Genomic DNA, 25,976 nt, shown 5'->3' with positions numbered 1-25,976 from the left:
CCCGACCCCTCGCCTCCCGAGCTCGCGGGTCCGGGCCCTTTCCCTGAACATCTCCCGGACCCTTCACCTCCTGAGCCCGTGGGTGTCTCACGTGCGCGGCAGCCGGGTCGAGACGGCTCTGGCCAGGTCGGTGGCCATCGCGCAGAGCCGGGGCACCGGACGGGAGCCGTGCGCCAGCAGGCGTACCGTCTCGGCGGCGGTGCGCCCGTGCGGGTCGGCGTAGGTGCGGTGGACGATCAGCACCAGGCAGGTCTCGTCGCCCTCGTCCTCCGGTTTGACGAAGGCGGGCCGGCCGTTGAGGCGGGTGGCCGTGCCGCCGGCCGCGTCCGGCCTCGGGCCCCGGTCGAAGCGCAGGTCGAGCCCGAGGTTGCTGGTGGTGCTTACCCAGTCGCAGTCCCAGCCGCCGAAGCCGTGGTCGGGGTCGGCGGCGTCGACGCCGGGGATGATCTCGAGGTCCCGCGCGTGCAGCAGCGTGCAGGCGTCCAGGCCGGCCAGGGATTCCGGGGGCAGGGCGGGGGAGCGGCGGGGCATCGGGCCCCGGTTGAGCGCCTCGACGGCGTCCGTCGTGGCGACGTCGGCGATGGCGCACAGCGGCGCCTTGCCCTTGTCGTCCCGTTTCGCCGTGACGGTGATGGTGGTGTCGGTGACTCCGGAGAGCGCCAGCGAGCGTTCGCACGAGTCGCTGCCGCCCGGCTCCTGCACGACCGCGACGATGCCGGTCTTCGCGGTCGCGGCCGCCTGTTCGGGCGGGGGATCGAGATTGAAGTCCACCCGGACGTCCACGACGCTGTCGCCGCCGGGCTCGATGAGGACGTCGCAGCGGTCGAAGTTGCCGTAGTCGGAGTCGAGTTCGGTCTCGCCGAAGCGGCCGAGGGAGGCGGGGTCGAGCAGGGCGCACGGGTCGGCGGTGCGGGGGTCGCCGATGACCTTCCCGCCCGCGCTGTGCAGGGGTTGCCGCGTGTCCTGTGTACGGGCCGCGGGGCTCGGGGGAGGGCCCGGGGTCCAGGACCACCAGGCCCATGCCGCTACGGTGATCCCGGCGATCACCATCGCGAGCACGGCCGCGCTTCGCCGGTGCCGGTCGCGGCCGATCCGCTCGTGGCCGGTTCGTTCGCGGCCGGTCGCGTGCGGGTGAGGGATTCGGGCGAAGCCGATGGCCGGTGACCGGGACGGCGCCGGTTCGGCGTCGAGGGCCGGGAGCGGAGCGGCCGGGTCGGCCAGTTCCTCCAGCCGCCGTCGGGCCTCGTCCGCGTCGGGCCGGTCGCCCGGGTCGCGCCGGAGCATCTCGGCCAGGACACCGGTCAGCGGCCCGGCGTCGGCGTCCATGAAGACGGCGCCCCTGGCCGCCTGACGCGCCGCGATGAGTGCCCCGGCGGGGTCGCGCGGCCTGCTGGACGGCTGATCAGACGGGTTGCCCGAGGGACTGCTGGGCGGATCATGAGGCGGGTTGCTGGAGGGGCTGCCGGTCTGCTCATCGGGTGGGTTGCCGGAGGGACTGCTGGGCGGATCATCGGGCACGCCGTTGGGCGGGTCGGCGGGTGGTGTGGTGTCGCTCGGCAGGGCACCGCGGCGGGGTGGGTGGCCGGTGGCCAGGGCGTACACCGTGGCGCCAAGTGAGAAGACGTCCGACTTCGGCTCCGGCCGCCCTCGCACCACCTCGGGCGCGGCGTAGTCGGGCGTGTAGCCGACGGCGCTGTTCGGGGTGATCGTCTCCGCGCCCCCCACCCGGTACGCGGCCCCGAAGTCGGCCACCTTGGCCGTGCCGTCACCGGTGACGACCACGTTGCCCGGTTTGATGTCGCAGTGGACGATGCCCTCCGCGTGCAGGGCCGCCAGCGCGCCCGCGATCTGGGCCCCGATCCGCGCCGCCACCCCAGGAGGCAGCGGCCCCCGCCCCTCCAGGCTGCCGCCGGGCACGTGCTCCATCACCAGCCACAGCGCGAGCCCGCGCCGCCCGCCCGCGCGCACGGCGTGATGGAGGGTGACCACGTGCGGATGGCTGAACCTGGCCAGCGCCCGCGCCTCGGCCCACAGCCGGTCGAGGCCGGCCGCCCCCTCCACCGCCACCCGTTTGAGCGCGACGTCGCGGCCCAGCTCCAGATCCCGGGCGAGCCAGACCTCGCCGCTGAGTCCGCGGGCGAGGGGCCGGGTCAGCCGGTAACGTCCGTCCACGGCCGTGCCCCGCCGTGCCGCGAGCTTCCCCGCTCTGGACCGCCCCTGCATCAAGCGCACGAAAAGAGGCTAACGAGTGAGAGATCGATCACGCTGGGTTTCGCCGGGACCGGTCCCGGAGGGATCGCCGCACCATTGACCAGGGTTCGATTTCCGTAAAACCTCATGACATTTCCGGATAGCAAGGAGGATCATGCTCGCCAAGATCACCACCGCGCTCGCCGTGGCCGCGTCCCTCGCCCTCACCCCGGTCGCCGCCCACGCGACCGCCACCACCGCGACCGCCAAGCCGAACCTCCGGGCCTGCTACGACGGCAAGTGCAAGCTCACCCTCACCAAGAGCGTCTCGTTCCGGGTCAGCTCCCGCTTCGGCATCACCAGGCTGGCCATCGCGTTCAACTCCAGCACGGTCAAGGTGCGCGGCACGGGGGCGTACGTGTCGTCGCAGGCGGTGCTCGGCCGCGGCTCCACCGGCTCGGTCAACGGCATCGGCGTGCGCATCCTGTCGCTGTCGGGCAGCAAGGCGGTGCTCCGTCTCTCGCCCGTGCGGTAGTCACCTCCGCGCGAGGTCGTCCCGCCCGTACGGTGGTCACCCCCGCGCGAGGTCGTCCCGGACGAGCAGCAGCGCGATGTCGTCCGTGCGCCGCTCTACCCCGGCCTGCGCGATGAGCGAGTCGGCCAGCGCGTGCAGCGGGCGGCGCGGCGACGGCGTGAAGCCGGCGGCCAGGGCGGCGATGCAGTCGCCCAGGTCGAGGCCGGGCTCCTCGATGAGCCCGTCGGTGTAGAGGATCATGACGGAGTCCGGCGGCAGCGGCACGTCCGCGGTGACGTACTCGGCGTCCGGGTCGATGCCGAGCAGCAGCCCGGGCGAGGTCTCGACGACCTGCCCGGGGACGCCGGGACGGCCCAGCACGGGTGGCGGGTGGCCCGCGCTGGCCAGGCACGCCGTGTGCCGGTCCAGGTCGAAGGCGACGTACAGGCAGCTGGTGAAGCGGTCGGGGGCCAGCTCGGTGAGCAGCCTGTTGGTGTGCGCGAGCACCTCGCCGGGGCTGGCGCCGGCGGTCGCGTGGGCGCGGACGGCGGTGCGCACCTGTCCCATGAGGGCCGCCGCGGTCACGTCGTGGCCCTGCACGTCGCCGATGACGGCGGCGACCTTGGTGTCGCTGAGGCGGATCAGGTCGTAGAAGTCGCCGCCGATGTCCATGCCGGGGGTGGCGGGCACGTACCTGGCCGCCACGTCCAGGCCGGGCAGGCGGGGCAGCGTGCGCGGCAGCAGGCTCGACTGCAGGCACTGCGCGAGCTGGTGCTTGACGTCGTAGAGGCGGGCCCGTTCGAACGCCTGGGCGATCAGCCCGGCGAGGGCGGTGAGCGAGGCCCGCTCGTCGATGCTGAACTCGTGCGGCCGGTCGTAGGCCAGGACGCACGTGCCGATGGGCCGGCTCGACGTGATCAGCGGCAGGAACGCCCACGCGCTCATGTCGTCGGAGCGGACGGCGTCGGGGTAGGTCTCGCGCAGCTCCTCCCAGCTGCGGAAGAACGCCGGCGTCTGCGCGTCCCCCTGGGCCGGCGGGATCGCGCGGCGCTCGTCGAACTCCTCGACCGCGCGCCGGCTGTAACCGCGCGAGGCGACCACCCGCAGCCGTCCGCCCTTGCCGGTGAGGATGGCCAGGGCCTGGATGTCGTAGACGGGCATGATGTGGTCGGCGACCTGGTCGATCACCTCCTGGGCGGTCATCGCCCGGGCGAGGGAGGTGGCCAGCCGCAGGATGTCGTGCACGGCGATCATCCGGGGCGGGGGCACGCCCTCCGCGGGTTCGAGCTCGGAGCCGCCCGGCACCGGGGCCGGAGTGATGCGTACGGTGAGGCCGGACAGCCCGGGACACAGCTCGAACGTCAGCCGCCGACCTTCCGGGTCGCGGGCGACGAAGCGGGTGGTCCGGCGGCCCACGACCGCGGCGCGGTAGCGGTCCTCGTACGCGGGATCGCCCAGCCACGGCAGCACCTCCCACAGCCGTTTGCCGACCACGTCGGACGGGCGCAGGTCGAGCAGGTCGGAGGCCTGCGCGCTGATCAGGGTCACGCAGCCGTCCACGTCCAGCCCGCAGAACCCCTCGGGCAGCCGGTTGACCAGCTCCAGCGCCACCAGGTCGGCCCTCGGATCCGCCTCCAGGGCGGGGCGCGGCCCGAGGACCCGCGGCTGGGACCCGGCGGTGATGGGCCGGCCGCGTTCCGCCGCCCGCTTGATCAGCTCGCCGAGCCGGGCGCAGGTGTCGCTGATGACGGCGATCTGGCCGGGATCGAGCTCGGTGACCCGGCCGGCCGGCCAGAGCAGGAAGAACCCGCCGACGACGGTGTCACCGGCGCAGACCGGGGCCAGGGCCGCCGCGAACTGGTACGGAAGCGACAGCGCCACACCGGGGAACTCGCGGGCCAGGTGCTCGCGGCCGGTGATCCAGATGAAGCGCTGCTCGCGGACCGCGACGGAGATCGGCATCGCCTCGGTCATCCTGATCCGGGCGAACGACCGCGCGATCGGGCTGGGCAGGCCGACCTCGGTGACCATGCGCAGCAGCTTGCCGCTCCTGTCGAGGACGTAGACGGCGCCGACGTGGGCGCCGGTGCCGGTGACGGAGCCGATCAGCAGCTCGTCGAGGCGGGACGAGTCGTTCGCCGCGCCGTGGGCCGCAACCTCGCTCGCCGGCACCGTCTCACCAGTCCCCGCTCACGCGGCAGGCGCCGGACGGTCCCCTCAAACCCCCCATACGGGCAGAATACACGCATAAGGCATATACGGCCGATCATGTGGCCCCGGAGACCTCGCCGGAGAGCGGGGGCAGGCCGAGCGCCCGGCCGAAGAGCTGGTGCATGTGCGCGCGGAAGCGTCCCAGCTGGGCGGAATCGTCGATGCCGATCCTGATCCCGCGGCCGTCGAGCACCCCGCTGAGCACGAAGCCGTGCACACACCAGATCATCGTGTACGTGAGGTGCAGCGGATCCGCCCGCACCGGCTCGGCCAGCCGGGTCACGCTGTTCACGATGAACCGCGTCAGCGGCTGGGCGTCCCTCGTCTCCACCTCGGAGATGTCGCTGGCGTCCGACAGCCAGCGGTGCATCCACAGCGCCGGAACCTCGGGATGGGCCACGCACATGTCGATGTAGGCGTCGATGAACCGGTGCAACGCCTGTCCCCGGCCCTCGGGCGGCGCGGCCGCCAGTTCGTCCGTCCGCGCCTGGAGGGTGGTCGTGACCAGTTCGCGGACCTGCTCCATGACCTCCAGATAGAGCTGCTGCTTGCCGGCGAAGCACGCGTTGACGTCCGCCGGGTCCACTCCGGCGGCGTCGGCGATCTGCTCGACGGAGGTGTTGTCATAGCCGAGCGCGGAGTAGAGCCTGGTGGCCACCCGCAGGATCAGCTGCCGCTCACCGCCTTCTGGAGGAGAGTCCATGGACGCGACCCTAGGCGGGGTGCGCCGCCGAACCTGTGACTTGATCGACAAGCACGGGTAAAAAGCGAACGGCACCCGTTCGGTATCGTGCCGGAAACCGATGGAGGAGCCGCCGCACATGACCTCGAACGGGCACTGGGTGACGACCTGGACGGCGATGCCGCAGCTCACCGAGCCCGGCAACATGCCGCCCCCGCCGTACGCCAAGGAGGACCTGGTCCTGGCGGACACGACCCTGCGCCAGACCGTACGGGTGTCGGCGGGCGGCCCGCGCTTCCGGCTGCGCCTGTCCAACGCCTTCGGCGGTGCGCCCCTGCCCCTCACCCGCGTGGCGGTGGCGCTGCCCCTGGACGGGGCGTCGGGCGTGAACGGCATCCGGCCGGGCTCCTCCCGCCCGGTCACCTTCTCCGGCCGCGCGTCCGCCGTCGTCCCGATGGGCGCGCACGTCGTCTCCGACCCGGTGGCGGCCGACCTGGCGCCGGGATCCGTCCTCACCGTCACCGTCCACCTGTCAGAGGGTCAGCGCTCCTCGGCCCTGACCTCCCACCCCGGGTCGCGCACCACCTCCCACCTGGCCACCGGCGACCACGTGGACGCCGCCTTCCTGCCCGCCGCCACCGCCGTCGACCACTGGTACCTGATCAGCGGCGTCGAGGCGTGGGCCGGCCCAGGCACGGCCACGGTCGTCCTGCTCGGCGACTCGCTGACCGACGGCAGAGGCTCCACCACCAACGGCGACGACCGCTGGCCCGACCGGCTCTCCGCCCGCCTCGGGCCGGACGTGGCCGTGGCGAACCAGGCGGCGGGCGGCAACCGCGTGCTCGACGACGGCCTCGGCCCCAGCGCCCTGGCCCGCCTGGACCGGGACGTGCTGGCCCAGAGCGGGGCCCGCCGCCTGGTGGTCTTCGAGGGCGTCAACGACCTCGGCACCGCGGAACCCACCGCCGCCGCCCAGGCCGGGACGGCCGCAGACCTGATCGCCGCCTTCGACCAGATCGTCCTGCGCACCCACGCGTGCGGCCTGCTGGTCTACGGGGCCACGCTCACGCCCTTCGGCGGCCACGACCCCTACGACGACCCGCTCGGCCACCGGGAGGCGGCCCGTCAGACGGTCAACGCGTGGATCCGCACGTCGGGGCGCTTCGACGCGGTGATCGACTTCGACCGCGCGGTCCGCGACCCGGCCCGTCACGAACGGCTCGCCGCGGCGTACGACGGGGGCGACCACCTGCACCTGAACCCCGCCGGTTACCAGGCGCTCGCCGACGCCGTCCCGGACGCCTTGTTCCGCTGATCCGCAACCGCCCGTACATAACGATTAGCTGTGAGTCTTTCCCCCCGATGTGCCCCTGTCGGTCCCGCCATGGAACGCTACGAGCGGCATGTTCAGCGTTGGGATCAGGTGAGAATCGGGTGGCACGGACAACCGGGGGATCGTGGTGGCGGCGGTTTGGCAGGGCCACCGCCTGTGCGGCCGGGGCGAGCGCCCTGGCCGTCGTCATGGCGAGCTGCGGCGCGACAGGTCAGGCGGAGCAGGGGGCCCCGCCGCCGGCGACGGAGAGCGCCGACGCGCCCGAGACGGAGAGCGCGAGCCCGGCGGCCAAGGCGCCGTCGGTGGAGGAGGGCTGGCCCCGCTGGGGCTTCACCCACACGGGCACCAGCGCCAACAACGTCACGCGTGAGTTCGAGCAGGCCGTCGCGGGCGCCCTCGCCGATACGCCGATGCTGCAGAACCAGCACATCATGGGCTTCGGCGCGCTCAACCCCGAGCCGTATCCCGGTCAGTACTACTGGGAGGACCTCGACAGCCGGATCGGTGTCATGCGGCAGTCGCGGGCCACCCCGGTCATCACGCTCTGCTGCGCGCCCGACTGGATGAAGGGCGGCCCTGAAGGTCCCACGGAGGAGTCGGCCTGGGGCGAGCACCTGGAGGACGCCCCCTACCCCGAGCACTTCGACGACTTCGCCAAGCTCTCGGCCGCGGTCGCCACCCGGTACAAGGACGTCAAGTACTTCATGGTGTGGAACGAGTTCAAGGGCTTCTGGAAGGACCACGCCAAGCCCGCGGACTACAAGGGCTACACCCAGATGTACAACAAGGTCTACGACGCGGTGAAGGCCGCCCGTCCCGACGCGCAGGTCGGCGGCCCGTACATCGGCTTCGACAGCAACAACGGCGGCGACTCGGAGCTGCGCGGCGACTGGGGCGTGGTCAACCAGAACGTCCTCGACGCCTTCGACTACTGGTACGAGCACAAGAAGGGCGCCGACTTCATCGTGGTCGACGGCGCCTCGGTCACCGACGCGCACGAGCTGCTGCCCGACGAGTTCGGGGCGCTGAGCAAGTTCAGCGCGGTCACCAAGTGGCTGCGCGAGAAGACCGACGACCTGCCGGTCTGGTGGTCGGAGTGGTACTTCGTGCCCGAGGACGGCACCAAGTGGGACGAGCCCAAGCGGCTGGCCGTGCAGGCGGCGTCCATGATGGAGTTCGCCCGCAGCGGCGCCGCCACCGCGCTCTACTGGAACCCGCAGGCCAAGCAGGGCCCGTGCCAGGGCTGCATGTGGGAGCCGCGCGGCGGCGCGCTGACGCCGACCGGGCGGCTCATGACCGGCTTCGCCAAGTGGTTCCCGGCCGGGGCGCGGATCGAGTCCGTGGACTCCTCCGACCCCGCGGTCAGGGTGCTGGCCCAGCCGGAGCAGCTGCTGCTGGTCAACACGACCGGCAAGGCGGTCAGCACGACCGTGGACGGCAAGGAGTTCGCGCTCAAGGCGTACGAGATCAAGTGGAGCGGCCGCTGACCTGTCGGGGAGGGCCGGAACTCCGGCCCGATGCCGATCGTTGACGCGGCGGCAGACAACGATCTTCGACAGGGAGTACAGAGCCTTGGTCTTCAAAAGGATGCTGGGCGCGTTCGGTGTCGGCGCACCCTCGGTGGACACCGTGCTGTCCACGCCGCGGACCCAGCCGGGCGGCACGCTGGAGGGCGAGGTCCGGCTCAAGGGCGGTGACTTCGACGCCGAGATCGAGCACGTCACCCTCGGCCTGGTGGCCAGGGTCGAGATCGAGCACGGCGACGGCGAGGCGGCCGGGCTCGGCGAGTTCTCCCGCGCCCAGGTGTCCGGCCCCTTCACGCTGCGCAAGGGCGAGGACCGCGTGATCGGCTTCAGCCTGCCGGTCCCGTGGGAGGCGCCGATCAGCGAGATCGGCGGGCAGCCGCTCACCGGCATGGCGGTCGGCGTGCGCACCGAGCTGGCCATCGCCAAGGCCGTCGACAAGGGCGACCTCGACATGGTGGCGGTCGAGCCGCTGCCGTCGCAGCTGCGCATCCTGGAGGCGTTCCTCGGGCTCGGCTTCGCCTTCAAGTCGGCCGACCTGGAGGCGGGGCGGCTGTACGGGGTGCACCAGGAGCTGCCGTTCTACCAGGAGATCGAGTTCTACCCGTCAGGGCAGTACGCGGGCGTCGTCGGCGAGGTCGAGGTGACCTTCGTGGCGAACCCGGCCGGTCTTGACGTCGTCCTGGAGGCCGACAAGCGCAGCGGGCGCTACTCGTCGAGCGACGCCGTCGGCCGCTTCCACGTCAGCCACGAGGACGCCCTGCGCACGGACTGGGCCGGCGAGCTCGGCCGCTGGCTCGACGGCCTCTCCCAGTACGGCCACCCCGGCTCCTCGTACGGCCACCACGGTCACCACGACCACGACCACGGGCACCACGACCACGGGCACCACGACCACGGGCACCACGACCACGGGCACCACGACCACGGGCACCACGGCCACGGGCACCACGGCCACGGGCACCACGGCCACCACGGCGGTCCCGGCCTCGGCATGGTGGCCGCCGCCGGCGCGGCCGGAGTGGTCGGCGGGCTCGTCGCCGGTGAGGTCGTCGAGGAGGTAGTGGAGGAGTTCTTCGAGGGGGACGAAGAGGGCGGCGACTGGTGACGGAGGGGTGCCCGGCGACGTCCGCGTCACCTGACCGGCCCGCCACGCGCCCTTGACCGCGCGGCACCGATCACGGGCGGCGGCCCCACCCAGCCCGGTGGGCGCCGCCCGTGGCCGGGGTCACTCGCGGCGCTTGACGTACATGCCCGCCGTCAGCGAGACCCCCAGCGCGGCGAGCGCTATCTGGATGACCAGCTCGATCCAGTCGACGCCTCCCGTGTCGGCCACGCCCAGCCCGGCGGCGATCGCGGTGCCGATCAGGGCGGCGACCACGCCGATCACGATGGTGAGCCAGATCGGGATGCGCTGCCGGCCGGGAACGACGAGCCGTCCCAGGACGCCGATCACGATGCCGACGATGAGGCCGGAGATGATTCCGGTGATTTCCATGCTGCGCCTCCGAAGAAGGCCGGCGATCTCCCGTCACCGCGTCAACGTACGACCGGTCCTCAGAGTTTCCCGCCGTGTTTCCCGCCATGTTTCCCGCCGTCCGCGGGGAGTCGTCGCGCGGCCACGCCGGCCCAGCCGAGGCCGAGCGCCGTGACCATGAGGACGCCTCCGGCCCCCAGCCCGGCCGCGACCAGCCCCGCCGCCCCCGGCAGCAGGATCTGCCCGGTGCGGTTGCCGACCAGCCGCAGCGACATCGCCCGCCCGCGCAGGCCGGGCGGCGCCGACTCGGCCAGCCACGACATGGTCAGCGGCTGCCCCACGCCGAGCCCGAAGCCCAGCACGAGCAGGACGCCCAGCAGCAGCCACAGCGGCATCGGCAGGGGAGTGAGCAGCATGGCCACCGCCGCCGCGACCGTGCTGGTGACGAGGAGCCTGCGCCGCCCGGCCGCCTGGGACAGGCGGCCGAGGAAGAACCGGGAGGCCATGGAGGCCAGGCCGCGGACGGTCAGCAGCAGGCCGATCGTGCCGGCGGTGAGCCCCTGCTCGGTGCCCAGGGCCGGCAGGTAGACGAGTGTGATGTCCACGGCGGCCAGCACGACGCAGCTGGTGATCAGGGCGTACGCGAGCCCTGGGCGGCGCAGCAGGGAGCGCACGCCGCCGCCGTCGTCCCGGTCCCCGGCCTCCGGGCGCGGGCTGCGGGCCAGCAGCGCCGACAGCACGACGAGCAGCACGGCCAGGCCGCAGGACCACAGGAAGATGGCGCCGGTGTCGGGGATGGCCTGCTCGCCGCCGAACACCGAGATCAGCACCGGCCCGGCCGCCTGGCCCAGCGAGGCGGCGAACGTGTAGCGGCCGAACGCGGCGTCGTGGCCGCCGCTGCGGGTGGTGTTGGCCACCAGCGCCTGCTGGGCGATGACGCAGCCGAGGTGACCGGTCCCGAGCAGGATCCCGGCCGCGACCAGGCCGGCGACGGTGTGCCCGAGCGTCAGGAACGCGATCCCCGCCGCGACCAGGGTCAGCGCCCCCGTCACCGCCATGCGCCGCTCGCCGTACCGGTCGGCCGCGTGCCCGGCGGGCAGGGCCAGCAGCAGCGGGGCGATGGCGAAGCTGGCGCCGAGCACGCCCAGCCACGCCGACGGAACGTCCAGCTCGATCGCCCGGTACGCCATCGTCGGCCGCAGCACGAACGTGACCACCTGCGTGGTCACCGCGTGGGCCAGCAGCACGCCGAGCGCCCGCCGCGACGGCTCAGACATCGGGCAGCCGGTTCCGCCTCGTTATAACGCACAGCACGTACATGACCATATAGGTCGATATTTCGGGGGAAGGTGTGGCCCTCGGTCTTATAGCGTCAGAAGTGTCCTTGCAGCGGGCGGCGCTCGGTGCCGCGCTGTCTGCAATCGGGTTGTAAGTCCGGAGAAAGTGGCCGCAATAAGTTGACTCACTGCCCGATCCAGTCAACCCCCGAGGAGCCGACGTAACCAGCATGACCGTGTGGAGTGAGCTGCGCATGACCGCCACTCCTCAGCTGTCCGTCTCGATCTCTCCGCACCTCACGGCCGTGGCCATGATCAGCGACGCCCTCGCGGGCCGCCACCGCGGCCTGCCGGACCTCTGGCGCCAGGCGCTCAGGTCCCGCGTCGGCCGGCCAGGACACCAGGCGGTACGACCGCTCGCCGCCCCCGGATACTCCGTCGTCCCCGACTGCATCGTCCCCAGCACCCCCGCGGGCGGAGACGTCCCCGTGCAGGCCGCCGCCCTGCGCGAGCTGCCGCCCGACCGCCTGATCACCGACCTGGAGCAGGCGTTCAGCGACGGGCCGCTGCCCGCGCACTGGCGCTCCGCCGCCGAACACCCCGGGGCCTGGCTGCACGGCTACGCCAGCGCCCTGTCCGAGGTCTGGAACACCGTCGAACCCCTCTGGCAGCGCGCCCGCCCCCTCCTCGACAGGGAGGTCGGCCGGGTCGGCCTGGCCGCCGTCCGTGGCGGTGTCGAGCCGCTGCTGGGCTCGCTGAACCATCGCATCGCGTACGGCGAGCGCGGCCTGCTCATCTCCGACGTCGAGTCCAGCCGGTTCGACCTCGGCAACAGGAAGATCGTCCTGGTGCCGATGCTGGCAGGCAAGGACGCCGTCATCGTCAGCCTGGACCACGAGGAGGCCGTGTGGATCGCGTACCCGGTGCCCGGCGCGGAGAGCATGTGGCGCCGGCCCGCGGCCCCGCCGCGCGACGAGCTGTCGGCGCTGATGGGCCCGGTACGCGCGGACCTGCTGTGCAAGATCGGCCGGCCGATGACGATGAGCATGCTGGCGGTGGATCTGCAGGTCGCGCCCAGCAGCATCACCTACCACTGTGACCGGCTGCGTGCCGCGCGGCTCATCACCAGGGAGCGGCGCGGCCGGGAGGTGTGGGTGGGGCGCACCCGCCGCGCGGAGGAGCTGCTGGAGCTGTTCCACCGCGGCTGACCCGCGAGAAGGGGTCCCCGAAGGGCTGTTCGGCACGCCGGTCAAGCCGGCGACCGAACAGCCCTGCGGATCACTTCGGCGAACGTGAGCAGTCCCCGGTCAGAACGTCACCAGCGGATCGCCGATGAAGTCGGCGATGAAGTTGACGAAGAAGAACCCGAAGAACAGGAAGTTGAGCACGAGGATGACGTAGTGCCAGGGCCGCGGGCGGGCCGGGCGCGGCAGCTTGCTGTTGAGGTACATCAGCAGGAACGGATACACCAGCGCGCCGAGGTTCGACATGTTCGCCGACCACTCCACGAGCCCCACGGGCAGCGACTGGAAGATGACGATCGAGATGATCACCAGCAGCAGGAGCATGAACGGGTAGTAGAAGCGCCGCGGGTCGCCCTCGATCAGCCGGCGCAGACGCGGGCTCGTCGCGTTGGCCGCGTCGGTGGTCACCCGCACCATCGCCTCGAAGATGCCGAGCTGGGTGGAGAACAGGATCAGCACGCCCACCAGGAGCGAGATGTAGAAGACCACCTGCCCGTACTGGTCGCCCAGCGCGGTGGCCACGAACGTGGGCACGTTCGCCCGGGTCGGCTTCTCACCCGACATCGCGACCGCCTGCGACATGAGCAGGGTGGGCAGCAGCATGCCGAGGATGGCGCCGACGAAGAACACGCCCCACATGTCCACCATGAGCAGCCGGTACCAGCGCCGCCACAGGCCCCGGTTGCGGTCGTCGTCGGGGAAGGTGACGCCGCTGGCCAGGATCGGCTTGCGGTCGCCGCGCAGGCCGGAGATGTAGCCGACCCGGTAACCCATGCCGTAGCCCTTGTCCCGGTAGTGGCCCATGACGTACCAGTTCAGGCCCGAGGCCAGGGCGGTGAAGCCGGCCAGGCCGCCGAGCTGGGTGGCGGTGATCCCGGCGGGCGGGGCGGCCGGGGTGAGGAACCCGCGGATGCCCTCCCACCACTGGCTGAACGGCACCACGAGCAGGTCGACCGCGAGCAGGGCGATCAGGATGGTGCCGACCATGATCCAGTTGGCCAGCTCCAGCGCGCGGCTGATCCGGCGGGCGGCGGCGGTGATGAGGAACACCAGCACGAGCAGGCCGATGGCGTACAGCCGCGGCTCGACGGCGTCCGCTCCCGGGGCGACGCCGTGGACCAGCGCGTACACGCCCTGTCCCGCCGACGCGGCCCACCCGCCCGCGATGAAGGCGAAGATCACGATGAGCACCGACAGGGGCACCCACAGGGGCCAGCCCGGCGGCACCCGTCCCCAGCCGACCACCGGCGTCTCGCCGGTCGCGAGGACGTAGCGCGAGCACTCGACGTTGTAGAACGTCTGCAGCAGGGCCGACACCACGATGACCCAGCCGACGCCGACGAATCCGTACTGCCCCACGCTGAGGGGGCCGAGCAGCCACTCGCCGCTGCCGATCGAGATGCCCAGGGCGATCAGGCTCGGACCGACGGCGTACTTGAACAGTTCCTTGATGCCGAGCCGGGGGACTTTGAAGACCTCTTCGGGGGTCGGCAGATCGGTGACTTCGAGATCGGGACGGCTGACTCCGAGTGGGTGCGACATGTCAGTGCCTCCTGCCGTTCAGGGTGATCCCGAAGGGCGGTCATCACAAGACCCAATTGCCCGGTGTTGCGGCTTCTCGGGCCTGCTCGGGATCGGCTCAGACAGGTGGTCAACGTGACGAGTTGTCCACGCGTGGCGTTACGCGACCTAACAGGATCGACTACGTAGAGTGAGGAAGCGTTGCCACAGGGTAACTACAGGGGGAGATCATGAAAGGTAAGTTCATAGCGGCAGGTGGCGCGTTCGTCACCGCCGCCGCGCTCATCGGCATGGCCACGCCGGCCAGTGCCCAGCCGGTCGTCTGCGACCTGAGCGTGGCCGATGCGCATCACTCGCTGCGCATCGACGCATGGGGCGTCTACGCGGGCCGCCGCGACGCCTCGGCCTGCAGCAGCAAGCAGGAAGAGGTCAAGCACGAGGCCGTCGAGCACGACGCCGCCAAGCCCGAGGTCGTCCAGTACGAGGACGTCGCGTACGAGGACGCGGAGACCGACGAGGCGCAGCACGAGAACGTTCGGCACGAGGAAGCGCACGAGGACACGCACGAGGACGTCACGCACGAGGACGCCCGCTACGACGAAGAGGCCGGCGGCAACTGGCACGACAACGGCTCCTGGAACCGTGACCAGTGGAACCAGGGCGACTGGCGCCACAACGATCACTGGGACGGGGACCGCGGTCACTGGGACGGCGGCTGGGACGGCCGCTGGAACGGCGGCTGGCACCGTGGCCACGGCCACGACCACGGCTGGGACCTGCGCGGTGTCTGGGCCCCGCGCGGCTGGCAGGGCTACGGCTGGCCCGGCTGGTACGCCCGCTTCTAACACCGGACCCAAGGCCGGTCAGAGCCGGTTGTGAAGGTCATTCCGGTTCGGTCCCGGGGCACTGCCATGTGACCCGGGACCTCATGGTCTCTCCCTCGCCCCACCCCAGCACGACGACCCCCAGGCACCCGCCACGCTCGCGGGCCCGCGCACCTCCCCGCCCGCGCTGCCCTCGCGACGCCACCCTCGCCGCGCCATCATCACGGCGCCACCCTCACCGCGCCGCCGTCACCGCGCCATCATCACGGCGGCACCGTCTTCCGGGCCACCATCACGGCGTCACCACGGGCGACCGCGCCCGCATCCCCGCGGGCGGGGCGCCGGTGCGCCCCGCGCGGCCCGCCCTCCGGCTCAGCGGTCGACGATCTCGTTCTTGCCGATGACCACGACCCCGCCCCTGGTCAGCGCGAACCGGGTGCGGTCGTAGTCGAGGTCGAAGCCGATCCGGGCGCCGTCCGGGATCACCACGTTCTTGTCGATGATCGCCTTGCGCACGATCGCGCCCCGCCCGACCTTGACGTTCTCCATCAGCACGGAGTCCTCCACCAGCGAGTGCGAGTGGAGCACGACCTTGGGCGACAGGATCGACCTGATCGCCGTGCCGCCGGAGACGATCACGCCGGGGGAGACCAGCGAGTCGATCGCCCGCCCGACCCGGTCGCCGTCGTTGTGCACGAACTTGGCCGGCGGCAGCGGATCGTGCCCGGTGAAGATCGGCCACTTGTCGTTGTAGAGGTTGAACACCGGATGCGCCGAGATGAGGTCCATGTGGGCCTCGTAGTAGGCGTCGAGGGTGCCGACGTCGCGCCAGTAGCCGCGGTCGCGCTCGCTGGAGCCGGGGACGATGTTGTTGGCGAAGTCGTAGACGTCGGCGCCGCCCGACTTGACCAGCATCGGGATGATGTTTCCGCCCAGGTCGTGCTTGCTGGTCGGGTCGAGCGCGTCCTCCCGCAGCGCGTCGATCATCGACTGCGTCTTGAACACGTAGTTGCCCATCGAGGCGTACACCTCGTCGGGGGAGTCGGCCAGCCCGACCGCGTCCTTCGGCTTCTCCCTGAACGCGACGATCCGGCGGCCCTCGGGGTCGGTCTCGATCACGCCGAACTGGTCGGCCAGCGACAGCGGCTGCCTGATCGCCGCCACCGTCACGTCCGCGCCGGAGTCCTCGTGCTGCTCGACCATCTGCCGCGGATCCATCCGGTAGATGTGGTCGGCGCCGAACACGATCACGTGCTCGGGCATCTCGTCGTAGATCAGGTTCAGGTTCTGAAACAGCGCGTCCGCCGAGCCGGAGAACCAGCGCGGCCCGAGCCGCTGCTGCGCCGGCACCGGGGTGACGTAGTTACCCAGCATCGCCGACAGCCGCCAGGTCCGCGAGACATGCCGGTCAAGGCTGTGGTTCTTGTACTGCGTCAGTACGACGATCTTCAGGAATCCGCCGTTCGCGAGATTGGACAGCACGAAATCGATGAGCCGATACATCCCCCCGAACGGCACCGCCGGTTTCGCCCGATCCGCCGTCAGCGGCATCAGCCTCTTACCCTCTCCACCTGCCAGCACGACCGCAAGCACCCTCCGGGACCTCATGTCCAGGACGCTACCCTCAAATGGCCGATCTATCGACGAAAGCCCGCACGGTGAACTTCCTGCGTGTCCTGATTTGGTCACGGATGTACGAACCCAAGTGCCCGACCTTGGGCTTGTCGATGTGTTCCCGTTGCCCGCGCCCCCTTTAAGGTCTTCTCATGCGCGTTGATCTGCTCAGCCGGGAGTACCCGCCCGAGGTGTACGGCGGGGCCGGGGTGCACATGGAATATCTGGCCAGGGAGCTGCGGAAGCTGGCCGACGTACACGTGCGCTGCTTCGGGGCCGCGCGCGCCGAGGCGGGCGTCTCGGCCTACCGGGTGCCGGCCGGGCTGGAGGGCGCCAACGCCGCCCTCCAGGTGCTCGGCGTGGACCTGGAGATGGCCGCCGCCTGCGCCGGCGCCGACGTCGTCCACTCCCACACGTGGTACGCCAACTTCGCCGGGCATGTCGCGAAGATGCTGCACGGCGTGCCCCACGTGATCACCACGCACAGCCTGGAGCCGCTGCGCCCGTGGAAGGCCGAGCAGCTCGGCGGCGGCTACACGATCTCGTCCTGGGCCGAGCGCACCGCCCTGGCCGCCGCCGACGCGGTGATCGCGGTGTCGGAGGGCATGCGGCGCGACGTGCTCGCCGCCTACCCGGAGATCCCGCCCGAGCGGGTCAGCGTGATCCACAACGGCATCGACACGGCCCAGTACGCCCCCGACCGCGCGACCGACGTCCTGGCCAAGCACGGGGTCGACCCCGCCAGGCCCTATGTCGTCTTCGTCGGCCGCATCACCCGCCAGAAGGGCCTGGTCCACCTCCTGCACGCGGCGCGCTCCTTCGACCCGCAGGCGCAGCTCGTGCTCTGCGCGGGCGCGCCCGACACCCCGGAGATCGCCGCCGAGGTGACCGAGCTGGTGCGCGGCCTCGACCGCGACGGCGTGCTCTGGATCCAGGAGATGCTGCCCAAGCCCGAGGTGATCCAGCTCCTGACGCACGCCACCGTGTTCGTCTGCCCGTCGGTCTACGAGCCGATGGGCATCGTCAACCTGGAGGCGATGGCCTGCGAGACGGCGGTGGTGGCCACGGCGACCGGCGGCATCCCCGAGGTGGTGGCCGACGGCGAGACCGGGCTGCTGGTGCCGATCTCCCAGGCCGCCGACGGCACCCCGCACGACCCCGAGCGCTTCGCCGCCGACCTGGCCGAGCGGGTCAACGCCCTGCTGCGCGATCCGGCGCGGGCGCGCGCCCTGGGGGTGGCGGGCCGTGAGCGTGCCATCGAACACTTCTCGTGGGAGCGCATCGCCCACCGTACGCTGAAGCTCTACACGTCACTGACGGGCTGAGCCCGCCTCCCGCCGGAACGGGGCGTGGGCGGCCAGGAAAGGGCCGCCCCGCCGGCGCGGGCCGGCGGGGCGGGATGGTCGTCGGGCGGTGGTCGTCGGGCGGTGATCAGCGGACGCGTTCGAGCACCACGATCGGGATCTCCCGGTCGGTCTTCTTCTGGTACTCGTCGTAGTCGGGCCAGGTCCTGGCCATGACGCGCCACATCTCCGGCCGTTCCTCCGGGGTGGCGGTGCGGGCGCGGGCCTTGAACTTCTCGCCCTTCACCTGCACCTCCAGCTCCGGCTCCGCCTGCAGGTTCTTGAACCACTGCGGATGGTCGGGATCGCCGCCCTTGGACGCCACGACCAGGTGGTCGTCGCCGTACTTCTGGTAGATGAGCGGCGTGGTGTAGGGCCGGCCCGACTTGCGCCCCTTGGTGGTCAGGAGCAGGACCGTGGTGTTGTTCCAGTCGTGACCCTCAGCGCCGTCGGTTTCCTGGTACCGCTGGACGTGTTCCTTGCCGTAGAGCATGGGCCCCCTCTACCCCAGGGCGGCGTGACCTCACCGTTACGCGCCGGGGTCTGTACGGGAAGTTGACGCGGCTGGCACACTGCATTTGTGTAAGCGCTTACAGCCGCGATCATGAAAGCGCTTACATGAAAGGAAAGCCGCATGGACGTGACCATCTACGAAGTCGCCAAGCGGGCGGGCGTGTCGATCGCGACCGTGTCCAGGACGCTGCGCGGCACCGGCCCCGTGGCCGCCAGGACGCGGGAGAAGGTGCTCAAGGCGGTCGAGGAGCTCAACTACACGCCCAGCCGTTTGGGCGTCAGCCTCGCCGAGGGCCGCCACGCCGCCAACGGCATCGTCTTCCCCGACCTGGCCGGCCCGTACTACACGGAGGTCCTGCTCGGCTACGAGGAGGTCGCCTCCGAGCTGGGGCGCTCGGTGGTCATCCTGTCCACCAAGGGCCGCTCGAAGGTCGGCGACCTGGTCAAGGACCTCGCCGGACGGGTCGACGGCATGCTGATCTTCGGCCACGCCGTGCCCGAGCCGCTGGCCGCCGAGCTGGTCCGGCTGGGCGTGCGGCTGGTGTTCATCTCGCGTGACCCGCTGCCCGGCGCCGACACGCTGCGCAGCGAGAACATCGCCTCCGCGCGGGCGCTGGCGGCCCACCTGACCGGCCACGGCTACGAGCGGTTCGCCTTCCTCGGCGCGCCGCTGACCAGCCGGGACGACGTGGACGAGCGCTGGCAGGGCGTGAAACACGTGCTCGGCGGCGCGATCGAGGCCGTGGACACCGGCCAGTACACCGTGGACCGCGGCTTCGAGGCGGCCAGGACCCTGCTCAAGGGCCGGAACCGGCCGCGGGCCATCATCTGCTCCGACGACGAGGTGGCGCTGGGGGCGCTGCTCGCCGCCGAGGAGCTCGGCCTGGAGGTGCCCGGCGACGTCGCCGTCACCGGCTGGGACGACATCATGGCCGCCCGGCACGCCCGCCCGGCGCTGACCACCGTACGGCAGCCGATGCGTGAGCTCGGCGCCCGCGCCGCCCGCGCGCTCGACGAACTGATCACCGGGACCCGCGACGTCCCGAAGCACCTCATCCTGACCACCGAGCTGGTCATCCGCTCCAGCTGTGGTCACCACCCCCAGGAGGTACGAACGTGAACACCACCACCCGGCGTGCCGCCGTCGGCGCGCTGGCTCTCGCGCTCGTGGCGGCCGGTTGCGGCCGCGACCCGCAGCAGGCGCCCGAGCAGGCGCAGGACGTCACGACCGGCAAGGTCACCGGGGAGGTCACGGTCTGGGCGATGGGCGAGGAGGGCAAGGCGCTCGGCGCCTTCGTCAAGGACTACGAGAGCGCCAACCCCGGCGTGAAGGTCAACGTGACGGCCATCGGCTGGGACGTGGCCCACGACAAGATCACCGCGGCCATCGCCGGCGGCGCCACGCCCGACGTCAGCATGATCGGCTCGACCTGGTCGGGCGAGCTGGCCAAGACCGGCGCGCTCGAACCCACCCCCGCCAACCTGGTCGACAAGGCCGCCTTCTTCCCCGGCGCCTGGCAGACCGTGGACGTCAACGGCACCGCGTACGGCGTGCCCTGGTACGTTGAGACCCGCGTCCTGTACTACCGCACCGACCAGGCCGGAAAGGCGGGTGTGAAACCCCCGGCGACCTGGGCGGAGTTCACCGCGTTCGCCAAGGCGCTCAAGGAGAAGGGCGGCGCGAAGAACGGCTTCCAGCAGAGCTACACCCAGGGCGCCTCCTGGCAGGAGGTGCTGCCGCTGATCTGGCAGGCGGGCGGCGAGATCGTCAAGGACGGCGCCTACACCTTCGACACGCCCGAGGCGGTGACCGCGCTCAAGCAGTACGCCTCGATGTTCGAGCAGAAGCTGGCCCCGAACAACACGTCAGAAGGTGCGTTCCCGCAGAGCTTCATCAAGGGCGAGATCGGCGGCTTCTTCTCCGGCCCGTGGATGATCGGCGTGCTGAACAACGACGGCGGCTCAGGGTTCTCGGACAAGTTCGACGTCGCCCCCTACCCCAAGGGCCCGGTGTCGGCGACGAGCTTCGTCGGCGGCTCCGACATGGCGGTGTTCAAGCAGGCGAAGAACCGCGACGCCGCCTGGTCGTTCATCAAGTGGCTGAGCGAGCCCCAGGTGCAGGCGAAGTGGTACACGACGGTCAAGGCGCTGCCCGCCGTCCAGGCCGCCTGGCAGGAGCCCGCGCTCAAGGCGGACAAGCAGCTCGCGGTCTTCGGCGAGCAGCTCAAGGACGCCAGGACACCGCCGCCGTTCCCGACCTGGGAGCAGGTGGCCCGGGTGCTGGAAGGCGAGCTGGAGAAGCTGGCCCGCGGCACCCAGACGCCCGAGCAGACGGCCAAGTCGATCCAGTCCCAGGCCACCACCATCGGCACCGGCCTCTGAGCCGTGGCCGTCCGCACGAAGCAGGCGCCGGCCGCCCCGCCGCCGATCAGGATCAGGGGCGCGTTACGCCAGTCGGGCATCGGCTGGCTCTTCATCACGCCGTTCGTGGTCCTCTTCGCGGTCTTCTACCTGGGGCCGCTGCTGGTCGGCATCGGCATGAGCTTCACCGACATGCGCAGCACCGACGTGAGCGACCCGCTGGCCGTCGACCCGGTCGGCGTCGAGAACTACCTGCGGCTCATGAACGACGCCGCCATGCGCAGGGCGGCCGTCAACACCGTCGTCTTCGTGCTCACCACGCTGCCGCTGGCCGTCGGGCTCGGGCTGGCCGCCGCCGTACTGCTCAACTCCGGCATCGCCCGCCTGCCCGCCGCGTTCTTCCGCCTCGGCTACTACCTGCCCAACATCACCAGCATCATCGGCATCGCGGTGGCCTGGAAGTTCCTGCTGGAGCCCGAGGCGGGGCTGGTCAACCGGCTGCTGGAGCTGGTGGGCGTCCAGGGCCCCAACTGGCTGCAGAACGAGAGCACCGCGCTGCCGTCCATCATCGTGATGACGGCCTGGCGCAGCTTCGGCTTCAACATGATCGTGCTGCTGGCCGCGCTGCAGAGCATCCCCAGAGAGCTGTACGAGGCCGCCGAGGTCGACGGCGCGGGCCGCTGGGCCCGCTTCCGCTCGGTCACCGTGCCCTCGCTCCGCCCCGTGCTGCTGTTCTGCACCGTCTACAGCTCGGTCGGCTTCATGCAGTTCATGGAAGAGCCCCTGGTCATGACCAGGGGCGGGCCGCTCAACTCCACGCTGTCGGCCTCGCTGGCCATCTTCGGCCAGTTCGGGGTCGGCAACTACGGCTACGCCGGAGCCGCCTCGACGGTGCTGTTCACCGTCATCGTGGCGCTGGCCGTGCTGCAACTCAGGCTCGGGAGGCGCCGATGAGGAACGGGAGCACCCGCCGCCAGCGGGCGGTCGTCTACCTGGGGCTCGGCGTCGGCCTGGCCCTGGTCGCCGGCCCCTTCCTCTGGACGGCGCTCAGCTCGGTCAAGCCGGAACAGGAGATCAGGCGCGACCCGCCGACGTTCTGGCCGCAGACGTGGACGCTGGACAACTTCGCCGAGCTGTTCGACCGGGTCGACATCGGCACCGCGTTCGCCAACAGCACGTTCATCGCGCTCGTGCTGGTCGCCACCAACCTGCTGTTCTGCTCCATGGTCGGCTACGCCTTCGCCAAGCTCCGCTTCCGGGGCAGGAACGTGGCCTTCGCGCTGGTGCTGGTGCAGCTCGCGATCCCGGCGATCGTGCTGATGATGCCGCAGTTCGTGCTGATCGCGAAGCTGGGCCTGGTCAACACGTTCATCGGGATCATCCTGCCCACCGTGGTGACGCCGCTCGGCGTGTTCATGATGCGGCAGTTCATCTCCGACCTGCCGGACGAGCTGATCGACGCGGCCCGGGTCGACGGCGCCAGGGAGTTCCGCATCTTCTTCCGGATCATCCTGCCGCTGTGCGGGCCGCCGCTGGCCACGCTCGGCCTGATCACGTTCCTCGGCGCGTGGAACAACTTCCTGTGGCCGGCCGTCGTCGCGCAGAGCGAGGACATGTACACCCTGCCGGTCGCGCTCAACATCCTCAACGGCCACGAGGCCACCCACTACAACCTCCTGGTCGCCGGATCGGTCGTGGTGATCGCGCCGATCCTGATCCTGTTCGTCTTTCTGCAGCGCTTCTTCATCCAGGGCATCGCCACCACCGGCCTCAAGTAGGGGAGCCACCCATGCGCAAGACGGTCCTGTCCGCACTGCTCGTGCTGTCCTTATCCGTGCCGGCCGGCGCCGCGAACGCCGCCGCCTCGCCGGTCCACAGCGGCACCGACGCCGTCCTGCTCCGCTACGCGAAGGACACCTGGCGCTCGATGGACGCCATGGTGGTGCCGGCCACCGGCCTGCCCGCCGACAAGGTGACCGGCGACCTCAGAACCCGCGCCAAGGTCACCTCGCCGACCAACATCGGCACGTACCTGTGGAGCACGCTCACCGCCCGCGACCTGCGCCTCATCAACGGCGCCGACGCCACCGCGCGGGTCGGCCGGGTCCTCACCGCGCTGGAGCGGATGCACCGCAACACCCCCACCGGCCAGTACTACAACTGGTACGACCCCGCCACCCTCGCCGTCATCACCACCTGGCCCGACTCCGGTGACATCGTGCGCCCCTTCGCCTCCAGCGTCGACAACGGCTGGCTGGCCGGCGCGCTCATGATGGTCCGCAACGCCGTCCCCCGGCACGCCGCCCGCGCCGACCGGCTGGTCAACAGCATGAACTTCCGCGCCTACTACGACCCGGCCGCCCGCCCCGACGCCGGCACCGGCCTGCTGCGCGGCGGCTTCTGGCCCGACCCGCCGGTCGAGTGCAACGTGGAGAGCGACTACGCCGGCACCGGCACCACCGTCTACTCCACCTGCCACCACTACGGCGCCCCCGCGGAGACCCGGATCGGCCAGTACGTGGGCATCGCGCTCGGCCAGCTGCCTCGCGAGAGCTACTTCGGCCCGTACCGCACCTTCCCCGACAACGGCTGCGACTTCGGCTGGCAGGAACAGAAGCCGGTCGGGTCGTGGAAGACCTACCTCGGCGTGAACGTCTGGGAGGGCACCTACGGCTACCGCGGCATGCGGTTCGTCCCCAACTGGGGCGGATCGATGTTCGAGGCGCTCATGCCCGACCTGGTCGTCCCCGAGGCCGAGTGGGCGCCGAAGAGCTGGGGCCGCAACCACCCGGTCTTCGTCCGCGCCCAGATCGAGCACGGCCTGAAGGAGGCCCGCTACGGCTACTGGGGCTTCTCCCCGTCCAACGACCCCCACGGCACCTACCGCGTCTACGGCGTCGACCCGCTCGGCATGGACGAGCCCGGCTACACCTCCGACGAGGAGGAGACCCGCGTCGACTACGGCTACGAGGGCTGCCGCCCCGCCCAGCCGCAGCCGGCGAGCTACGGGAACGGCGTGGTGACGCCGCACGCCAGCTTCCTGGCCCTCCCGTACGCCAGGAACGCCGCCCTGGCCAACCTGGCCAAGTTGCGGGCCGGCTTCGACGCCTACGGCCCCGGCGGCTTCTACGACGCGGTCGCGGTCCGCTCGGGGGCCGTGTCCAAGTGGTATCTGGCACTCGACCAGGGCATGGTCATGGGCGCCCTGGGCAACGTGCTCGCGAACGGCAACCTGCACCGCTACTTCGCCGGCTCCGGCGTGGAGCACCGGCTCCGGCCGGTGATGGCGATCGAGAATTGGGACGTGCGATGAATCGAGGCACCCGCCGATGAGTACGGCCGCGCACCGCGACTGGCAGGAACGCGTCGGACAGGCGTCCGGCGAGACGACCGTCCCCGTGCCCGCGCTGGAGGCCCCCACCGGCCTGCGCGCGGTCCCGGGGGCCGGGCACGTGACGCTCACCTGGGATCCCGTGCCCGAGGCGATCGGCTACCTCGTGCACAGGGACGGGGTGCGCGCCGTGCCGCCCGAGGTGGACGTGCCCGCGGTGCCGTCCTGCCGGTTCGTGGACACCGGCCACGGGGCGGCCGCCTACACGGTGGCCGCCGTCATCGGCGCGGACGCGACCGGGCCGTTCTCCCCGCCCGTCGAGGCCGCCCCACTGCCGGTCTCCGGCGCCGCCGCCGTCACTGTGCAGGTGGACGCGCGGCGGGTGACGCGTGAGCTGCCCCGGCCGTGGGCGTACATGGTGGGCTCTGAGCACCTGTCCCACCTGCTCAGCACCGACGAGAGCGGCGGCCGGCCCATCGGCGCGGAACTGGCCGACGCGCTGCGCCTCGTGCGCGAGCAGCTCGGCGTGCGCACGGTCAGGGCGCACGCCATCCTCGGCGACGACCTCGGCGTCTACAAGGAGGGCGAGCCGTACGACTTCTCCGGCGTGGACGCCGTCTACGACAAGGTCGTCTCGCTCGGGCTGCGGCCGATCGTGGAGCTCGGCTACATGCCCCGCGACCTGGCCGCCGACCCGTCCAGGACGGTCTTCGACTACGCGGCCGTCATCTCGCCCCCGAAGGACTTCGAGGCGTGGGGCGACCTGGTCAGGGCCCTCGTCGAGCACCTCGCCGCCCGCTACGGCATCCGCGAGCTGATCGACCACTGGGCCTTCGAGGTCTGGAACGAGCCGAACCTGTCCGTCTTCTGGTCCGGCACCCCCGAGGAGTACTTCCTGCTCTACGACGTCACCGCCGCCGCGGTGAAGAACGTCCACCCGGACCTGCGCGTCGGCGGCCCCTCCTCCGCCGCGAACGGCTGGGTCGAGGAACTGCTCGTGCACATCGCCGGATCGGGCGCGCCGCTCGACTTCGTCTCCACGCACACGTACGGGAACGCGCCGCTCGACTGGCGGCCCACGCTGGTCAGGCACGGCCACGACGTGCCCGTCTGGTGGACCGAGTGGGGGCCCACCCCGACCCACTTCCAGGGGATCGGGGACGGCGCGTTCGGGGCGGCGTTCGTGCTGCACGGCATGAAGTCGGCGGCCGGCCGCATCGAGGCGCTGTCGCACTGGGTGGCCTCGGACCACTTCGAGGAGGTGGGCCGGCCGCCCAGGCTCTTCCACGGCGGCTTCGGCCTGCTCACCGTCGGCAACCTGCGCAAGCCCCGCTTCCACGCCCTCGCCCTGGCCGAACGGCTCGGCGGCCTGGAGCTGGCGGCCGAGGCCGGGGGCGACGTGGGCGGGGTCGAGGTGTGGGCGGCCCGCCATGACGACGGCCGGGTGGGGGTGCTCGTCTGGAACGGCACCCTCAACAACGCCCAGGCGTCCGGGGCCGCCGAACTGGACCGATCGATCACGCTCACCGTCGAGGGGTTGGAGGGCTCGTACACGCTGACCCATCACCGCATCGACGCCGATCACACGAACGTGGAGGCGGCCTGGCAGGCGATGGGCGGCGGGGACTGGCCGCAGGGTGCGCAGTGGGAGGAACTGCGCGCTTGTGACGAGCTGGCCGAGCTGACCCCGCCCGCCACTGTCACCGGCCCCACGTTCACGATCACGTTCGAGTTGCCCATGCCGGGGGTGAGCTTCCTCGAACTGACCCCCTGAACCTGGCCACCTTTCACCGGCGTCCTGCGCCGGCACCTGTCACCGGCACCTGTCACCGGCACTCGTCACCGGCACTCTTCGTTGGCACTCGTGGCGGACACTCGCTGCCGAGACCCGCTGGTGGCACCCACTGCCGAGACTCACGGCCGGCGCCCACCGCCACCGCCTACCGCCGGCACCCACGGCGGGCACCCACCTCCGACACCCACGGCGGGCACCCACTTCCGACACCCACGGCGGGCAC

At 71.4% G+C, this 25,976-nt stretch carries 21 protein-coding genes; 13 read left to right on the top strand and 8 right to left on the bottom strand.

Features of this window, described 5'->3' with window-relative positions:
* Positions 1-87: 87 nt before the first annotated feature.
* The gene (locus B0I32_RS59210; RefSeq protein WP_245956427.1) at positions 88-2,223 is read right to left on the bottom strand and encodes a protein kinase domain-containing protein; all 2,136 of its coding nucleotides are present in this window, start codon (positions 2,221-2,223) and stop codon (positions 88-90) included.
* A 142-nt stretch (positions 2,224-2,365) separates the two neighbouring features.
* Between B0I32_RS59210 and B0I32_RS43590 the strand changes: the two genes are divergently transcribed.
* On the top strand, positions 2,366-2,725 hold the full coding sequence (locus tag B0I32_RS43590) for a hypothetical protein (protein ID WP_106249693.1): 360 nt from the start codon (positions 2,366-2,368) through the stop codon (positions 2,723-2,725).
* 36 nt (positions 2,726-2,761) lie between these two features.
* On the opposite strand, the gene B0I32_RS43585 is transcribed toward B0I32_RS43590, so the two are convergent.
* Together B0I32_RS43585 and B0I32_RS43580 are read right to left on the bottom strand one after the other, a co-directional pair.
* A complete protein-coding gene (locus tag B0I32_RS43585; RefSeq protein ID WP_106249692.1) occupies positions 2,762-4,876 on the bottom strand; it encodes a SpoIIE family protein phosphatase in 2,115 nt (704 codons plus the stop codon).
* 94 nt (positions 4,877-4,970) lie between these two features.
* Positions 4,971-5,618, bottom strand: coding sequence for a TetR/AcrR family transcriptional regulator (locus tag B0I32_RS43580; RefSeq protein ID WP_106249691.1), 648 nt, complete (start codon positions 5,616-5,618; stop codon positions 4,971-4,973).
* 118 nt (positions 5,619-5,736) lie between these two features.
* On the opposite strand from B0I32_RS43580, the gene B0I32_RS43575 reads away from it, so the two are divergent.
* From B0I32_RS43575 to B0I32_RS43565, 3 genes are all read left to right on the top strand, one after another.
* Positions 5,737-6,912, top strand: coding sequence for an SGNH/GDSL hydrolase family protein (locus B0I32_RS43575; RefSeq protein ID WP_219912310.1), 1,176 nt, complete (start codon positions 5,737-5,739; stop codon positions 6,910-6,912).
* 119 nt (positions 6,913-7,031) lie between these two features.
* Positions 7,032-8,417 carry a glycoside hydrolase family protein gene (locus tag B0I32_RS43570; RefSeq protein WP_146178523.1) on the top strand — a complete coding sequence of 462 codons (1,386 nt, stop codon included), beginning with the start codon at positions 7,032-7,034 and terminating at the stop codon, positions 8,415-8,417.
* Positions 8,418-8,502: 85 nt separating this feature from the next.
* A complete protein-coding gene (locus tag B0I32_RS43565; RefSeq protein WP_106249685.1) occupies positions 8,503-9,561 on the top strand; it encodes a sporulation protein in 1,059 nt (352 codons plus the stop codon).
* 120 nt (positions 9,562-9,681) lie between these two features.
* On the opposite strand, the gene B0I32_RS43560 is transcribed toward B0I32_RS43565, so the two are convergent.
* The gene (locus tag B0I32_RS43560) at positions 9,682-9,951 is read right to left on the bottom strand and encodes a GlsB/YeaQ/YmgE family stress response membrane protein (RefSeq protein ID WP_106249683.1); all 270 of its coding nucleotides are present in this window, start codon (positions 9,949-9,951) and stop codon (positions 9,682-9,684) included.
* 59 nt (positions 9,952-10,010) lie between these two features.
* Entirely contained in the window at positions 10,011-11,207 is a 1,197-nt protein-coding gene (locus tag B0I32_RS43555) for an MFS transporter (protein WP_106249682.1), read from the bottom strand.
* A gap of 230 nt (positions 11,208-11,437) precedes the next feature.
* Between B0I32_RS43555 and B0I32_RS43550 the strand changes: the two genes are divergently transcribed.
* Positions 11,438-12,415, top strand: a complete 978-nt coding sequence (locus B0I32_RS43550) for an ArsR/SmtB family transcription factor (RefSeq protein ID WP_106249680.1) — start codon at positions 11,438-11,440, stop codon at positions 12,413-12,415.
* Between the two features lie 99 nt (positions 12,416-12,514).
* Here B0I32_RS43550 and B0I32_RS43545 read toward each other — a convergent pair whose 3' ends face one another.
* Complete coding sequence (locus B0I32_RS43545) at positions 12,515-13,993, bottom strand: Nramp family divalent metal transporter (protein ID WP_106249679.1); 1,479 nt, start codon at positions 13,991-13,993, stop codon at positions 12,515-12,517.
* Between the two features lie 209 nt (positions 13,994-14,202).
* Between B0I32_RS43545 and B0I32_RS58285 the strand changes: the two genes are divergently transcribed.
* Positions 14,203-14,817, top strand: a complete 615-nt coding sequence (locus tag B0I32_RS58285) for a hypothetical protein (protein ID WP_181308409.1) — start codon at positions 14,203-14,205, stop codon at positions 14,815-14,817.
* Positions 14,818-15,168: 351 nt separating this feature from the next.
* Here the strand turns inward: B0I32_RS58285 and glgC are convergent, their stop codons facing one another.
* Entirely contained in the window at positions 15,169-16,404 is a 1,236-nt protein-coding gene (gene glgC, locus B0I32_RS43535; protein WP_106249675.1) for a glucose-1-phosphate adenylyltransferase, read from the bottom strand.
* 158 nt (positions 16,405-16,562) lie between these two features.
* On the opposite strand from glgC, the gene glgA reads away from it, so the two are divergent.
* Positions 16,563-17,735: a glycogen synthase gene (gene glgA / locus B0I32_RS43530; RefSeq protein WP_106249674.1), complete on the top strand. Its 1,173-nt coding sequence runs from the start codon at positions 16,563-16,565 to the stop codon at positions 17,733-17,735.
* Positions 17,736-17,841: 106 nt separating this feature from the next.
* Here the strand turns inward: glgA and B0I32_RS43525 are convergent, their stop codons facing one another.
* On the bottom strand, positions 17,842-18,246 hold the full coding sequence (locus tag B0I32_RS43525; protein WP_106249672.1) for a nitroreductase family deazaflavin-dependent oxidoreductase: 405 nt from the start codon (positions 18,244-18,246) through the stop codon (positions 17,842-17,844).
* 141 nt (positions 18,247-18,387) lie between these two features.
* Between B0I32_RS43525 and B0I32_RS43520 the strand changes: the two genes are divergently transcribed.
* Genes B0I32_RS43520 through B0I32_RS43495 form a run of 6 tightly spaced genes read left to right on the top strand, consistent with a single transcriptional unit; the run spans position 18,388 to position 25,732 of the window.
* Positions 18,388-19,386, top strand: a complete 999-nt coding sequence (locus B0I32_RS43520; RefSeq protein ID WP_106249671.1) for a LacI family DNA-binding transcriptional regulator — start codon at positions 18,388-18,390, stop codon at positions 19,384-19,386.
* On the top strand, positions 19,383-20,648 hold the full coding sequence (locus B0I32_RS43515) for a sugar ABC transporter substrate-binding protein (RefSeq protein WP_106249669.1): 1,266 nt from the start codon (positions 19,383-19,385) through the stop codon (positions 20,646-20,648). Before B0I32_RS43520 ends, B0I32_RS43515 begins: the two co-directional genes overlap by 4 nt.
* Before the next feature lie 3 nt (positions 20,649-20,651).
* Positions 20,652-21,581, top strand: coding sequence for a carbohydrate ABC transporter permease (locus tag B0I32_RS43510; protein WP_219912309.1), 930 nt, complete (start codon positions 20,652-20,654; stop codon positions 21,579-21,581).
* Entirely contained in the window at positions 21,578-22,405 is an 828-nt protein-coding gene (locus B0I32_RS43505) for a carbohydrate ABC transporter permease (protein WP_106249667.1), read from the top strand. The genes B0I32_RS43510 and B0I32_RS43505 overlap by 4 nt, the downstream gene beginning before the upstream one ends.
* 11 nt (positions 22,406-22,416) lie before the next feature.
* A complete protein-coding gene (locus B0I32_RS43500) occupies positions 22,417-23,940 on the top strand; it encodes a glucoamylase family protein (RefSeq protein WP_106249666.1) in 1,524 nt (507 codons plus the stop codon).
* A gap of 16 nt (positions 23,941-23,956) precedes the next feature.
* A complete protein-coding gene (locus B0I32_RS43495) occupies positions 23,957-25,732 on the top strand; it encodes a GH39 family glycosyl hydrolase (protein ID WP_106249664.1) in 1,776 nt (591 codons plus the stop codon).
* The last annotated feature ends 244 nt before the right edge of the window (positions 25,733-25,976 follow it).

The sequence above is a fragment of the Nonomuraea fuscirosea genome (genome assembly GCF_003001935.1).
GTDB classification, from domain to species: Bacteria; Actinomycetota; Actinomycetes; order Streptosporangiales; family Streptosporangiaceae; genus Nonomuraea; species Nonomuraea fuscirosea.
The sequence above is the reverse complement of the archived record's forward strand: the minus strand, read 5'-3'. Positions and strand labels throughout refer to the sequence as shown.

What these genes read in the sequence shown, in the direction of transcription:
- B0I32_RS59210 (WP_245956427.1), bottom strand. Translation starts at nt 2,223, where the DNA reads ATGCAGGGGCGGTCCAGAGCGGGGAAGCTCGCGGCACGGCGGGGCACG.
- B0I32_RS43590 (WP_106249693.1), top strand. Translation starts at nt 2,366, where the DNA reads ATGCTCGCCAAGATCACCACCGCGCTCGCCGTGGCCGCGTCCCTCGCC.
- B0I32_RS43580 (WP_106249691.1), bottom strand. Translation starts at nt 5,618, where the DNA reads ATGGACTCTCCTCCAGAAGGCGGTGAGCGGCAGCTGATCCTGCGGGTG.
- B0I32_RS43575 (WP_219912310.1), top strand. Translation starts at nt 5,737, where the DNA reads ATGACCTCGAACGGGCACTGGGTGACGACCTGGACGGCGATGCCGCAG.
- B0I32_RS43560 (WP_106249683.1), bottom strand. Translation starts at nt 9,951, where the DNA reads ATGGAAATCACCGGAATCATCTCCGGCCTCATCGTCGGCATCGTGATC.
- B0I32_RS43555 (WP_106249682.1), bottom strand. Translation starts at nt 11,207, where the DNA reads ATGTCTGAGCCGTCGCGGCGGGCGCTCGGCGTGCTGCTGGCCCACGCG.
- B0I32_RS43550 (WP_106249680.1), top strand. Translation starts at nt 11,438, where the DNA reads ATGACCGTGTGGAGTGAGCTGCGCATGACCGCCACTCCTCAGCTGTCC.
- B0I32_RS43545 (WP_106249679.1), bottom strand. Translation starts at nt 13,993, where the DNA reads ATGTCGCACCCACTCGGAGTCAGCCGTCCCGATCTCGAAGTCACCGAT.
- B0I32_RS58285 (WP_181308409.1), top strand. Translation starts at nt 14,203, where the DNA reads ATGAAAGGTAAGTTCATAGCGGCAGGTGGCGCGTTCGTCACCGCCGCC.
- glgC (WP_106249675.1), bottom strand. Translation starts at nt 16,404, where the DNA reads ATGAGGTCCCGGAGGGTGCTTGCGGTCGTGCTGGCAGGTGGAGAGGGT.
- glgA (WP_106249674.1), top strand. Translation starts at nt 16,563, where the DNA reads ATGCGCGTTGATCTGCTCAGCCGGGAGTACCCGCCCGAGGTGTACGGC.
- B0I32_RS43525 (WP_106249672.1), bottom strand. Translation starts at nt 18,246, where the DNA reads ATGCTCTACGGCAAGGAACACGTCCAGCGGTACCAGGAAACCGACGGC.
- B0I32_RS43520 (WP_106249671.1), top strand. Translation starts at nt 18,388, where the DNA reads ATGGACGTGACCATCTACGAAGTCGCCAAGCGGGCGGGCGTGTCGATC.
- B0I32_RS43505 (WP_106249667.1), top strand. Translation starts at nt 21,578, where the DNA reads ATGAGGAACGGGAGCACCCGCCGCCAGCGGGCGGTCGTCTACCTGGGG.
- B0I32_RS43500 (WP_106249666.1), top strand. Translation starts at nt 22,417, where the DNA reads ATGCGCAAGACGGTCCTGTCCGCACTGCTCGTGCTGTCCTTATCCGTG.
- B0I32_RS43495 (WP_106249664.1), top strand. Translation starts at nt 23,957, where the DNA reads ATGAGTACGGCCGCGCACCGCGACTGGCAGGAACGCGTCGGACAGGCG.